Genomic DNA, 13,070 nt, shown 5'->3' on the forward strand with positions numbered 1-13,070 from the left:
GTCACCAAGTCGAAGTTCGACAACAAGTACGGCTGCAAGGAATCGCTGGTCGACGGCATCCGCCGGGGCACCGACGTGATGATGGCCGGCAAGACCGCGGTGGTCTGCGGCTACGGCGACGTGGGCAAGGGCTCGGCCGCCTCGCTGGCCGGCGCCGGCGCGCGGGTGATGGTCACCGAGATCGATCCGATCTGCGCCCTGCAGGCCGCGATGGACGGATACGAGGTGGTGACCCTCGAGGAGGTGGTCGCGAAGGCCGACATCTTCATCACCACCACCGGCAACAAGGACGTGATCCGTCTCGAGCACATGCGCGAGATGAAGGACATGGCCATCGTCGGCAACATCGGCCACTTCGACAACGAGATCCAGGTCGCCGCGCTGCGGAACATGAAGTGGACCAACGTGAAGCCGCAGGTCGACATGATCGAGATGCCCAGCGGCAACCGCATGATCCTGCTCTCGGAGGGCCGCCTGCTGAACCTGGGCAACGGCACCGGCCACCCCAGCTTCGTGATGTCGGCGTCCTTCACCAACCAGACGCTGGCCCAGATCGAGCTGTGGACCAAGGGCGACCAGTACAAGAACCAAGTCTACGTCCTGCCCAAGCACCTCGACGAGAAGGTGGCCAAGCTGCATCTCGCCAAGCTGGGCGTGACCCTGACCAAGCTTTCGGACGCCCAGGCCGACTACATCGGCGTCACCACCGAGGGCCCGTTCAAGCCCGAGCACTACCGCTACTGAGCGCCGGGGCGCGGGACGGGCGCCGCAAGGCCCCGGTCCGCGCCCGCCGCCGCGGATCGACGCCGCGCCGACCAGCCCCGGTCGGCGCGGCTTTTCTTGGCCTCGCCGCTCCGGCCCCGCGCTTCGCCCGCACGCTGACGTTTTCGTGATCGATGCATCCGCGAAGGCCCGCGCCGCCGTTCCCTTTGTCGAAGCTCCGGCCCCTGCCGAGCCCTGATAGGGAGAACGTCATGTTCCGCACCCATGCCCCCGCCCTCGCTCTGATCGCGGCGCTGACCGCGGCGCCGGCGCTCGCCGAGACCCCGATGGTCGAGGCGGCCGACCAGAGCGTCGCGAACGGCGTCGTCTCGGCCGAGATGGTGCGCGCGCCGGCCAACGGCTGGCTGGTCGTCCACCGCACCGACGCCGAAATGAAGCCGGGCCCCGTGGTCGGCTACGCTCCGCTGCGGGCCGGGGACACCTCGGACGTCGCGGCCCTCCTGTCCGAGCCGGTGGAGCCCGGCGAGATGCTGATGCTGATGGTCCACTCCGAGGAGGGCGGCATGGCCGCCGGCAAGTTCGAGTACACGCTCGGCGCGACCGAGGACGGGCCGATCAAGCCCGACGGCAAGCTGGTGATGACGGTGATCACCGCCCAGTAATCCGCGCCGGCCACAGGGGCCCTCGCGCCCCGTCGGTCCTGCCCGCGCCCCGGCCGTCCCGCGACGGTCGGGGCTTTGGCGTCGGGCGCCCGGGCTTGCGCCCTCCCCCGCGGACCGTCAGGCTCGCCCCGAAGGCCGCAGAGCCGCGAGGAGGAGCCCCCCAGATGACCGACCGCCTGAGCGAACATGTCTCCTACGAGGTCGTCGACGGCGTCGCCGTGATCCGCACCGACAACCCGCCCGTCAACGCGCTGGGCGCCGATGTGCGCGCGGGGATCGTGGCGGGGATGGAGCGGTTCGACGCCGACCCCGACGCCCGCATCGCCCTGATCCACTGCGAGGGCCGCACCTTCCACGCCGGCGCCGACATCACCGAGTTCGGCACGAAACGGAAGGACCCGCAGATCTCGACCCTGTGCGACCGGATCGAGGCCGCCGCGAAACCCGTGGTCGCGACCCTGCACGGCACGGCGCTCGGCGGCGGACTGGAGGTCGCGATCGCCGCCCACTGGCGCATCGCGCAGGCGGGCTCGAAGGTCGGTCTGCCCGAAGTGCATCTGGGCGTGATCCCGGCGGCCGGCGGCACCCAGCGCGCGCCCCGCCTGATGGGCGCGGCCCGGGCGCTGGAGGCGATCACCTCGGGCCGCCACATCCCCGCGCGGGAGGCGCTCGACCTCGGCCTGATCGACGCGATCGACGACAGCGGCGACCCGCTGGCCGCCGGCCTCGCCTACGCCCGCCGCCTGCTCGCCGAGGGCGCCGGCGTGCGGCGCTCGGGCGAGATGAGCGTCCCCGACGCCACCCCGGACCTGTTCGCCGAGTGGCGCGAGCGGGCGGTGAAGACCGGCCGCGGCCTGCATGCCGCGCTCTACTGCGTGGAGGCGGTCGAGGCCTGCGTCCTGCCGCTTGCGCAGGGGCTCAAGCGCGAGACCGAGGTCTCCGACAAGTCCCACGCCGACCCGCAGCGCGACGCCATGGTCCACGCCTTCTTCGGCGAGCGGGCCGTGGCCAAGATCCCCGAGGCCGCCGCCACGCCCCGATCGCTGGAGAGCGTGGCCGTGATCGGCGGCGGAACCATGGGCGCGGGCATCGCCGCGGCCGCCCTGAACGCCGGGCTGCGGGTGGTGATGGTCGAGCGGGACCCGGAGGCGCTGGCCCGGGGCGAGGCGAACCTGCGGCGCAACTTCGCCTCTGCGCTCGCCAAGGGGCGGATGAGCCAGGCCGCGCTCGACGCGATGCTCTCCGAGCGCTGGACGGGCGCGACGGACTATGCCGCGTTGTCGGAGGTCGACCTCGCCATCGAGGCGGTGTTCGAGAAGATGGAGGTCAAGAAGGCGGTGTTCGCGCAGCTCGACGCCGTGCTGCGCGAGGGGGCGGTGCTGGCCACCAACACCTCCTACCTCGACGTGAACGAGATCGCCGCCGTCACCCGCCGCCCGCAGGACGTGCTGGGGCTGCATTTCTTCTCGCCCGCCCACGTGATGCGCCTGCTGGAGGTGGTGGTGGGCGAGCGGACCGCGCCCGAGGTCGTGGCCACCGGCTTCGCGCTGGCCAAACGCATGAGCAAGATCGCCGTGCGCGCGGGCGTCTGCGACGGGTTCATCGGCAACCGGATCCTGGGCGCCTATCTCGCGGCCGCCAACCGGATGGTCGAGGACGGCGCCTCGCCCTACGAGGTCGACGCGGCGGTGCGCAGCTTCGGCTACCCGATGGGCCCGTTCGAGATGGGGGACCTCGCGGGGCTCGACATCGGCTACTTCAACCGACGGGCGGGGGACGCCGGGCGCGACCCCTCCGCGCGCTATGCCGAGGGCTTCCTCGACCGGATGCACGAGAACGGCTGGCTGGGCCAGAAGACCGGCCGGGGCTTTTACGACTACGCCGACGGCGCCCGCTCCGGCCCCCCGAACCCCGAGGTGATGCCGATGATCGAGGCCGAGCGCCGGCGCCTGGGGATCAACGCGCGCAGCTTCTCGCGCGAGGAGATCCTGCGCCGCTATATCGCCGCGATGACCAACGAGGCGGCCAAAGTGGTGGACGAGGGCATCGCGCTGCGCCCGCTCGACGTCGACATGACGGCCATCGCCGGCTACGGCTACCCCCGCTGGCGAGGCGGGCCGATGCACCATGCCGACGCGATGGGGCCGGAGACGATCCTCGACGATCTGCGCGTGTTCGCCCAGGAGGAGCCCGGCTTCTGGGCCCCCGCGCCGCTGCTCGAGGAGCTCGTGGCGCAGGGGAGAAGCTTCGCCGAATTGAACCGGCGCTGAGCCGGGCGGCGCGGACGGTCAGAGGAGGGTCAGAGGAGGAGCATCTCCTCGACGATCTCTTCGGGCGAAAGGTCCTTTAGCGCCAGCGTCGCGCCGGCCGCCTTCAGCACGGTCCGGCCGCCGCGGTCGATCAGGTCGGCCTCGAGCGCGTCGAAGTCCGCGTAGCCGAAGCCGCGCAGGTCCAGCCGGTCCCCGGCGCCGAAGTCGAGGATCACCGCCCGGCCGTCGCCGGGACGGATCGCGAACAGGTCCGCGCCCTCGCCCCCGGTCAGCCGGTCCCGGCCGGGGCCGGCCTTGAGCCGGTCGTCGCCCTGCCCGCCAAACAGCCGGTCGGCGCCCTTGCCGCCCAGCAGGAGGTCGTCGCCCTCGCCCCCCACGAGGCGGTCCGCGCCCGTCTTGCCATTCAGCACGTTGTCGACCGCGTTGCCGGTCAGGCGGTCGTCGCCGCGCCCGCCGAGGGCGCGCTCGATCTCGACCCCATGGGCGAGGGTGAAGCCGCCGTGGACGCCCTGCGCGCGGCTCACCCAGCCGGCGCCGCCCTCTTCGGGTTCCAGCGTGGCGGCGCGCAGGTCGATGACCGCGTCGCGGCGGCCCTTGTGGAAGATCAGGTCGTCGTCCCCGCCCGCGTCCCAGATCGTGAGGTAGCCGGTCCCCGCCTCGTTCTTGGACGGCAGGCGGTAGCGGTCGGTCCCCGCCCCGGTCTCGAGATTCGCGCCGTACTTGGCCTGGACCACGGCGATGTCGAGCGCCGAGGGGCCGAGGTTCCAGCCCCATTCGCGGCTTTCGGGCAGGCCCTCGGGCGCCTCGGGCCAGCCGTCGTTGTAGGTCATCACCGTGTAGACGCCCTGGTCGAGGCCTAGCCCCTCGCCGACCTGAGGCATGACCGTCGAGCCGCCGGCGTCGTGGGGATGGGCGAGGCCGAGGCCGTGGCCGAACTCGTGCAGGAAGATCGTGAACATGTAGGCGCCGGGGGAGAGCATTCCGCCCTTCGCCCCGCTCCAGTAGGGGCCGGAGTTGAACCAGCCGACCCCCTGCGCGTCGCCATAGGCCGGGTCCGGCCCGTTCATGAACCCCAGCGAGGCGCCGCCCGCGTCCGACTTCACCAGCCGGAAGTCGGCCTCGGCGGGGTCGAAGACCTCCTCGAAGCTCAGCCCGCTGAGCGCGGCCCAGGTCTCCAGCGCCGCCATCGCCTGGGCGCGGGCGTAGGGGGACCAGCCGCCCTGCTCGGTGGCGAAGTCGACCCGCTCGCCGTCCTGCGCGAAATAGACGGCGACGTGGGGATCGTCGAGCGCGACCCCCTGGTCGATGGAGGCCAGGAGCGGGTTGGTCTGGGGCGATGCCATGCGAGCCTCGGGCGACGCCCGGCGCCGGCGCGCGGGACCGCGGCCTGCGGGGCGGATCTGCAGGAAGGGGGAGGGCTGGCGAGACGGGCTGGCGCGGGCCCATCGAAGCCGCAGGCGGGGCCCGTGTCAACGCCCCGGGCGCCGCCGGGGGATCGGGCCTGCGCCCTCGCCCGTCGCCGGCGCCTCGTCCGCCGCCGGCGCCTCGATCGTCCCGGCGCGGGTCACCGATCGAACCGCCGCGAAATGGTCACGGGATTCGGTCTTGCCCACGGGCGGCGCATCGGTCACGCTTGCCCCTGTGCCCGACATGATCGGGCGCGGCTTGCATCCCGATGGAGAGCCCTTGGCGCAGACCGTCCTGTCCGCCGAATCCGGTCGCCGGAGCCCCTCCGACGACGGCCCCGCAATGCCGGGCGCCTCGTCCGAGACCCTCCTCGACTTCCCTGACAACCGCCTGCTGATCGACCTGTGCGGCGGCTTCGACCGAAACCTCGCGCAGGTGGAAAGCACGCTCGGCGTGCAGATCCTGCGGCGCGGCAACGTCCTGGCCGTGCATGGCGAGGCCGACGCGATCGACCGCGCCGCCGACGCGCTGCAGGCGCTTTACCGACGCCTCGAACAGGGCCGGCCGGTGGAGCCCGGCGACGTCGACGCCGCCCTGCGCTTCGGGGCCGCGCCCGCGCCCGAACCGGGCGCGCCCGGCGCGCCCTCGCCCGAGAACCAGCTTGAGATGTTCGCCGGCGGCCGGCTCGAGATCCGCACCCGCAAGAAGACGGTCGAGCCGCGCACCCGCACCCAGCGCGACTACGTCAAGGCGCTGTTTGACAACGAGATGGTCTTCGGCGTCGGCCCCGCGGGCACCGGCAAGACCTATCTCGCGGTCGCGGTGGGCGTCTCGATGTGGCTCGAGGGCCGGGTCGACCGCATTCTCCTGAGCCGTCCCGCCGTCGAGGCGGGCGAGCGGCTGGGCTTCCTGCCCGGCGACATGAAGGAGAAGGTCGATCCCTACATGCAGCCGCTCTACGACGCGCTGAACGACCTGCTGCCGCCGGCCCATGTGCAGAAGGCGATCGCCGAGAAGAAGATCGAGATCGCGCCGCTGGCCTTCATGCGCGGGCGCACGCTGTCGAACGCCTTCGTGGTGCTCGACGAGGCGCAGAACGCCACCGAGATGCAGATGAAGATGTTCCTCACCCGTCTGGGCGAGGGCGGGCGCATGGCGATCACCGGCGACCTCACCCAGGTCGACCTGCCGCGCGGTGTGCATTCGGGCCTGCGCCAGGCGACCCGTCTGCTCGACGGGATCAAGGGCGTGGGGCTGGTGCGCTTCTCGGCCGAGGACGTGGTCCGCCACCCGCTGGTGGCCCGCATCATCCAGGCCTACGACCGCGAGGACGGCGGCAAGGACGACGAATACGCCGGCCGCGACCCCTCGGCCCGCCAGGCCCGCGCCTGGTCGAAGGACCGCGACCGCGAGACGCCCCCGCGCGCCGCGGCGGGCGAGCCCCCCTCTCGCGGCCCCGTCGCGGGGGAGCCCGGCTCCGCCGCGACGCAGACCGCGTCGCCCCAGGCGCCCTCCGGCCCGGAGGGGGACGATGCCCCCGGCTGATCCCGCCCCTGCGCCTGCGCTTCCCGGCGCCGAGCTTCCGGCCCCCGTGGTCGAGCTGGCGCTGGAGGCCGAGGGCTGGGCCGACGCGCTGGGCGGGGAGGAGCGCGTGGAATCGCTCGCCGCCCGCGGCGCCGCGATGGCGCTGGCGGCCGCCGGCCTCTCGCCCGAGGGGCGGGCGGTCAGTTTCCTGTTCGCCGACGACGACGCGATCGCCGCGCTGAACGAGTTTCACCGCGGCAAGCCGACCCCCACCAACGTGCTGTCCTGGCCCGCATGGGAGTTGGGCGCGGCGCCCTCGGGCCTGCCCGACGGCGCCGCGCCCCTGCCTCCGCCGGACCCCGAACCCGCCCCCGACCTTGCCGGCTTCCCCGCCGGCGAGGACGAGGGCGAGAGCCTGGGCGACCTGGCGCTCGCCTACGGGACCTGCGCGCGCGAGGCCGAGGCGCTGGGCCTTCCCCTGCGCGACCATGCGCTGCATCTTGTTCTTCACGGCACGCTCCATCTTCTGGGGTACGATCATGTCAGGGAGGCGGACGCCGCCCTGATGGAGGGCCTGGAGCGCAAGGCGATGCTTGCGGCCGGGCTGGCGGACCCCTACAGGATCGCCGACGAATTCGAGGAGGCCGGGCGCCCCGCCGCGGCCGAACGGACTGGGAGCGATGGACGCTGATCAAGGACGCGGCCGGGAGGCGAAAGCCCCGGCCACGGAAACGGACGCCGCGAGCGGCCAGGACGACGCGGGCGAAGGCTCGAGTCGCGGTCTGATCTCGCGGATCTTCGGACGCAGGACCAGCGGCGAGATCCCCTCCGAGGAGGGCCACGCCGCCGAAGCGGCGCGCAGCGCCGGTGAGCGGGCGATGCTGCTCAACGTGCGCCGGCTGCGCGAGCTCAAGGTGCTCGACGTGATGGTGCCGCGCGCCGACGTCGACGCCGTGGAGGTGGACGGCGGGCTCGAGGAGCTGGTCACGTCCTTCCGCAAGACCCGCCACACCCGACTGCCGGTGTTCCGCGAGACGCTGGACGACCCGCTGGGCTTCGTGCACCTCAAGGACCTGGCGCTGCGCTTCGGCTTCAACGGGGCGGTGCACGACGATTTCGACCTGCGTCCGCTGCTGCGGCCGATGCTGTATGTGCCGCCCTCGATGCCGATCGACGCGCTGTTGCAGAAGATGCAGGGCGGGCGGATGCACATGGCGCTGGTGATCGACGAATACGGCGGCGTCGACGGTCTGGTGACCATCGAGGACGTGCTCGAGACCATCGTGGGCGACATCGAGGACGAGCACGACGTCGCCGACAGCTTCTCGTTCCGCAAGGAGGCCGAGGGCGTCTACATCTGCGCCGCCCGCCTCGAGATCCCGGAGTTCGAGGGCGAGGCCCATGTCGACCTGCTGGCCGACGACCTCGACGAGGACGTCGACACGCTGGGCGGGCTGGTGTTCATGCTCGCCGACCGGGTGCCTGAGCGGGGCGAGGTGATCCTGCACCCTGACGGGCATGAGTTCGAGGTGCTCGACGCCGATCCCCGCCGCATCAAGCGCCTGCGCGTGCGGCTGAAGCGGGCGGGCGAGGCGACCGACGACGAGGCGGAGACCGAAGAGGGCGCCTATCGCCCGACCGGCTCGGGCGGCGGTCACGACGTGCCGCCGGAGGCGCGGGCCGCCGAATGAGCGACCCGGCCGAGCCCGGGCCCCGGCGCAGGCCGCGCGGGGCCGGGCGCCCCGCCCTTCCCCGTCGCGTCTTCTCCGCCGTGCGCGTTCGGCTGGGCCGCTCTGCGCAGACGCCGCGCGGGCGCCTCGCGCTCGCCGCCGCCTGCGGGGTCGGGCTGACGCTGGCCCAGCCGCCGGCGGGCCTGTGGCCGCTGGTGCTCCTGTGCGTTCCGACGCTGGCCTGGCTGGCGCTGGCCCGCGGCGCGCGGCGCGAGGCCTTCCGCATCGGCTGGGCCGCCGGGGGGGCCTTCTTCCTGACCGGGCTCTACTGGGTGGCCGAGGCCTTCCTCGTCGACATCGCCCGTCACGGCTGGATGGCGCCGTTCGCCGTGGCCGGGCTCGCGGCCGGTCTGGGCCTGTTCTGGGCGCTGGCCTTCTGGGTCGCGCGCCGCCTCGTCGAGCGTTTCGCCGCCCGCGGCCTCGCCGCCGCGCTGGCGCTGGCCGGCGCCCTCACGCTGGCCGAGTTCGCCCGCGCCCATGTGCTGACCGGCTTCCCGTGGGCCCTGCCCGCCTACGCCTTCGCCCAGACGACGCTGGCCCAGACGCTGTCGGTCTTCGGCCCGCACATGCTGGGGCTGCTGGTCCTCGGCTTCGCCGCGGCCCTCGCCTCGCCCTGGCTGCGGCCGGGGGGGGAGGCCGATCCGATCGCGCCCGGCCGTCTTTCCACGGCCCTCCGGCGCGTTGGCGCCCGCCCCGACTTCGCCGCCGCCGCGACGGCCGCGGTCCTGGCGCTGGTTCTCGGTTTCGGCTGGAGCGGCTGGCGCCTGGCCGGCGCCCCCGAGGACCCCGCGCCCCCCTCGGCCCCCGAGGTGCGCCTCGTCCAGCCCAACGCCGCCCAGCGCGCCAAGTGGGACCCCGACGAGATGCCCCGCATCTTCGCCCGTCTGCGCGCCCTCTCGGCGCCCGAGCCCGGCCAGCCCGACCCCGACGTGGTGATCTGGCCCGAGACCGCCGTGCCCTGGATCCTCGAGCGGGAGCCTGCCGCGCGCGAGGCGATCGCGGCCTCGGCCCGCGGCGCCACGGTGCTGCTCGGGGTCCGGCGCATCGTGCCGGGCCCCGACGGCCGCCCGACATGGCGCAACGCCATGCAGGCGATCGGACCCGGCGGCGAGATCCTGGCCGCCTACGACAAGCGCCACCTGGTGCCGTTTGGCGAATACCTGCCCCTGCACGGGCTGATGGCCGCCGTCGGCCTCGGCCCGCTGGTGGGCGAAAGCGGCGGCTTCGACGCGGGAACCGGCCCCGCGCGGATGGAGCTGCCCGGCCTGCCGCCGTTGTCCCCGCAGATCTGCTACGAGACGATCTTCCCCCACGAGATGCCGGGCGCGGGTCCCGACCAGCGCCCCCGCTGGCTGGTGCAGGCCACCAACGACGCCTGGTTCGGCGCCTCGGCCGGGCCCTGGCAGCACTTCCATCAGGCCCGGATGCGGGCCATCGAGCAGGGCCTGCCGCTGGCCCGCGCCGCCAACACCGGGATCTCGGCGATGATCGATCCCTGGGGCCGCACGGCCGCGCGGCTGGGCCTGCTCGAGGCCGGGGCGATCCAGACGCGCCTGCCTATCGCGCTGGCCCCCACGCTCTACTCCCGATCCGGCGACTGGCCGTGGATGGGGGTCGCCCTGCTCGCTCTCCTCGCGCCCGCGGCGGCCGCCGGCCTGCGGCGTCTGAGCGCGGAAGGCCCCTCCGCAAGGGTCTGAGCCCCGGTTGACGGAGCGTCCGCACGGCGCTTGCCTTGACCGCGCAAGGCGCGCCTGCTTAGAGGTTCTCCCGTTCACGTCGGAAAACCGCCGCGCGCGCCAGCGCGCGGACCTTCTTCAAGGGAGCGCGCGCTTGGCCCGGAACAGTTACATCTTCACCTCGGAATCCGTGTCCGAGGGTCATCCGGACAAGGTCTGCGACCGCATCTCGGACGCCGTTCTCGACGCGTTCCTGACCGCGGACCCCTACAGCCGGGTCGCCTGCGAGACCTTCGCCACCACCGACCGCGTGGTCATCGGCGGCGAGGTGCGCGGCCCGCAGTCGGTGATCGACTCGGTCGAGGAGATCGCCCGCGGCGTGGTCAAGGACATCGGCTACGAGCAGGACGGCTTCCACTGGAAGACGATGAAGGTGCAGAACTATCTGCACGCCCAGTCGGCCGACATCGCCCAGGGCGTCGACGCCGCCGGCGCCAAGGACGAGGGCGCGGGCGACCAGGGCATCATGTTCGGCTACGCCACCGACGAGACCGACGCGCTGATGCCCGCGCCGATCCACTACAGCCACGCGATCCTCAAGAAGCTGGCCGAGGTGCGCAAGTACGGCTCCGAGACGTGGCTCGGGCCCGACGCCAAGGCGCAGCTGACCATGCGCTACGAAGGGGGGATGCCCTCGGCGATCACCTCGATCGTGCTGTCGACCCAGCATCTCGACCCCGACCTGACCTCCGAGCAGGTGCGCGAGCGGGTCGAGCCGATCATCCGCGGCGAGATCCCCGACGGCTGGATCGCCGAGGACTGCGTCTGGCACGTGAACCCGACGGGCAAGTTCGTGATCGGCGGGCCCGACGGCGACGCGGGCCTCACCGGGCGCAAGATCATCGTGGACACCTACGGCGGCGCGGCGCCCCATGGCGGCGGCGCGTTCTCGGGCAAGGATCCGACGAAGGTGGACCGCTCGGCGGCCTACGCGGCGCGGTATCTCGCCAAGAACGTGGTGGCCGCGGGCCTGGCGAAGAAATGCGTGATCCAGCTCAGCTACGCCATCGGCGTCAGCCAGCCGCTGTCGATCTACGCCAACACGCTCGACACCGGCGAGGTCTCCGAGGAGGCGATCGAGAAAGCGGTGAACGCGGTGATGGACCTGAGCCCCCGCGGCATCCGCGAGAAGCTGCAGCTCAACAAGCCGATCTACGAGCGGACCGCCGCCTACGGCCACTTCGGCCGCCCCCCCGAGGCCGACGGCGGCTTCTCGTGGGAGGCGATCGACCTCGCCGACGCGATCAAGGCCGCCGTCTGAGGCAAGCCACGAGGGGTCCCTGCGCCCTTTGCCGAAGCGACGCCGCCCCCTCCCCGGGGCGGCGTTTTTGTTTTCTGGTCCGCCCGTCCGGGGCCCCGAAGCTGGCGCGGGCCGCCGCGGCAAGGCAGAGTGGCCCGCGACCCAGATCCCCGCGATGGAGCGTTCGTGTCCGACCCCGCCTCTGCCCGTCCCGCCTCCGAGTCCGCCGGCTGGTCCCTGCCCTGGGAGGGCGGCTGCCGCTGCGGCGCGCTGCGCCTGCAGGTCACGGCGGCGCCGATCCTCTCGGCCGTCTGCCATTGCCGGGGTTGCCAGCGGATGACCGGCTCGGCCTTCTCGCTGACGCTGATGCTGCCGGCCGAGGGGGTCGCGATCACCCGGGGCGAGACCCGGCGCGGCGGTCTGGGGGCGGCGCTCGAGAGCGGCTGCGCCGGCCCCGCGGGGATCGCCGAGGCGGAGGCCTCGGGCGCGGGCCTGCCGCCCTCGGCCATCGACCACCGGCTCTGCCCCGTCTGCGGCTCCTGGGTGTTCACCCGCATCGAGGCGCTGGGCGGGATGGTCAACCTGCGCGCCCCGATGCTCGACGAGGCCGCCTGGGTGGTGCCCTTCGTCGAGACCGTGCGCGCCGAGGCCCTGCCCTGGGTCGTCACCCCCGCGCCGCATCGCTTCGCGGGCTTCCCTGGGCCGGAGGACTTCCCCGCCCTCGCCGCCGCCTTCGCCGCCGAGGGCGCGCGCCCGGGCGGCGCCGGCTGAGCGATGGCGACCGGTCGCCACAGCGCACCCCGCATCGGCTCCGCGCGGGCGCAGCTCGCCCGGTTCGCGATCTTCTTCGTCGTCGCGCCGCTGGGGCTGTGGGCGATGCTGGGCGGGCCGGCGGGCTGGCGCTGGCCGCTGGGGATCGGGCTCTGGCTCGCGGGGGGCTGGCTGGCGGAGGCGGCGTTTCGCCGGCTCGCGAGCCCCGAGGAGATCCGCCGGGACCTGCGCGACAGGGTCGACAGCCTCGATTGAGCCGGCTAGAGCGCGCGCCATGAGCGATATTCCCATCCGTCAGGACGGCGCCCCCTGGCGCAATTTTCACGGGCGCCGGCACGGCAAGAAGCTGCGCCAGACCCAGGCCGAGCATCTGGAGACCACCCTCCAGGACCTGCGCCCGCGCGGCGTGGGCTGGGACGAGAACCCCGATCGCGCGCCCCTCGACCTCGCCGCCCTGTTCGGCGACCCGCCGGGCGCGCCCCGGCCGGTGTGGCTCGAGGTCGGCTTTGGCGGCGGCGAGCACATGCTGGCCCAGGCCGCGGCCGAGCCCGAGGTCGGCCTGATCGGCTGCGAACCCTTCGTCAACGGCGTGGCGATGTGCGTGACCGAGCTCGCCCGCCAGGGGCTGGAGAACGTGCGGGTGCATCCGGGCGACGCGCGCGACCTGATGGACGTGCTGCCCGAGGGGTCGATCGCGCGGGCCTACGTGCTCTATCCCGACCCCTGGCCGAAGGCGCGCCACCACAAGCGGCGCTTCGTGAACCCCGAGGGGCTGGACGCGCTGGCGCGGGTGATGGCGCCGGGCGCCGAGCTGCGGGTGGCCACCGACATCGAGGACTATGTGCGCCACTCGCTGGCGCAGGCGCGGGCGCATCCGGCCTTCGAGTGGCTGGCCGAGCGCCCCGCCGACTGGCGCGAGCCCTGGGAGGGCTGGACCCGCACCCGCTACGAGGCCAAGGCCCTGCGCGAAGGGCGCACGCCCCACTACCTGCGTTTCGCCCGCCTCT

Annotated in this window: 11 protein-coding genes and 1 pseudogene; 11 read left to right on the plus strand and 1 reads right to left on the minus strand. The window is 73.4% G+C overall.

Annotated elements, in window-relative coordinates; translation table 11 throughout:
- The 3 genes from AAC134_RS22205 to AAC134_RS22215 all read left to right on the plus strand — a co-directional run.
- A partial coding sequence (locus tag AAC134_RS22205; protein ID WP_339951699.1) for an adenosylhomocysteinase occupies positions 1-744 on the plus strand: 744 nt, incomplete at its 5' end.
- 305 nt (positions 745-1,049) lie between these two features.
- The gene (locus AAC134_RS22210; protein ID WP_339951720.1) at positions 1,050-1,385 is read left to right on the plus strand and encodes a hypothetical protein; all 336 of its coding nucleotides are present in this window, start codon (positions 1,050-1,052) and stop codon (positions 1,383-1,385) included.
- A 164-nt stretch (positions 1,386-1,549) separates the two neighbouring features.
- The gene (locus AAC134_RS22215; protein ID WP_339951701.1) at positions 1,550-3,655 is read left to right on the plus strand and encodes a 3-hydroxyacyl-CoA dehydrogenase NAD-binding domain-containing protein; all 2,106 of its coding nucleotides are present in this window, start codon (positions 1,550-1,552) and stop codon (positions 3,653-3,655) included.
- A gap of 29 nt (positions 3,656-3,684) precedes the next feature.
- Here AAC134_RS22215 and AAC134_RS22220 read toward each other — a convergent pair whose 3' ends face one another.
- Positions 3,685-4,998, minus strand: coding sequence for a M10 family metallopeptidase (locus AAC134_RS22220; protein WP_339951703.1), 1,314 nt, complete (start codon positions 4,996-4,998; stop codon positions 3,685-3,687).
- Positions 4,999-5,404: 406 nt separating this feature from the next.
- On the opposite strand from AAC134_RS22220, the pseudogene AAC134_RS22225 reads away from it, so the two are divergent.
- The 8 genes and pseudogenes from AAC134_RS22225 to trmB all read left to right on the plus strand — a co-directional run.
- Positions 5,405-6,394: pseudogene (locus AAC134_RS22225) on the plus strand (PhoH family protein); the annotation flags it as partial.
- Between the two features lie 199 nt (positions 6,395-6,593).
- Positions 6,594-7,277 (plus strand): rRNA maturation RNase YbeY, encoded by a 684-nt coding sequence (ybeY, locus tag AAC134_RS22230; protein ID WP_339951705.1) that lies wholly within the window; start codon positions 6,594-6,596, stop codon positions 7,275-7,277.
- Positions 7,267-8,277, plus strand: coding sequence for a hemolysin family protein (locus tag AAC134_RS22235; RefSeq protein WP_339951707.1), 1,011 nt, complete (start codon positions 7,267-7,269; stop codon positions 8,275-8,277). Before ybeY ends, AAC134_RS22235 begins: the two co-directional genes overlap by 11 nt.
- A complete protein-coding gene (lnt, locus tag AAC134_RS22240) occupies positions 8,274-10,013 on the plus strand; it encodes an apolipoprotein N-acyltransferase (protein ID WP_339951709.1) in 1,740 nt (579 codons plus the stop codon). Before AAC134_RS22235 ends, lnt begins: the two co-directional genes overlap by 4 nt.
- A gap of 133 nt (positions 10,014-10,146) precedes the next feature.
- Positions 10,147-11,313 (plus strand): methionine adenosyltransferase, encoded by a 1,167-nt coding sequence (gene metK, locus AAC134_RS22245; protein WP_339951712.1) that lies wholly within the window; start codon positions 10,147-10,149, stop codon positions 11,311-11,313.
- A gap of 165 nt (positions 11,314-11,478) precedes the next feature.
- On the plus strand, positions 11,479-12,063 hold the full coding sequence (locus AAC134_RS22250) for a GFA family protein (protein ID WP_339951714.1): 585 nt from the start codon (positions 11,479-11,481) through the stop codon (positions 12,061-12,063).
- A gap of 3 nt (positions 12,064-12,066) precedes the next feature.
- Complete coding sequence (locus tag AAC134_RS22255) at positions 12,067-12,318, plus strand: hypothetical protein (protein ID WP_339951716.1); 252 nt, start codon at positions 12,067-12,069, stop codon at positions 12,316-12,318.
- Between the two features lie 19 nt (positions 12,319-12,337).
- Positions 12,338-13,070 (plus strand): tRNA (guanosine(46)-N7)-methyltransferase TrmB (gene trmB, locus AAC134_RS22260; protein WP_339951718.1); only part of this gene is annotated, 733 nt, incomplete at its 3' end.

The organism is uncultured Albimonas sp., from assembly GCF_963977235.1.
GTDB lineage: Bacteria > Pseudomonadota > Alphaproteobacteria > Rhodobacterales > Rhodobacteraceae > Albimonas.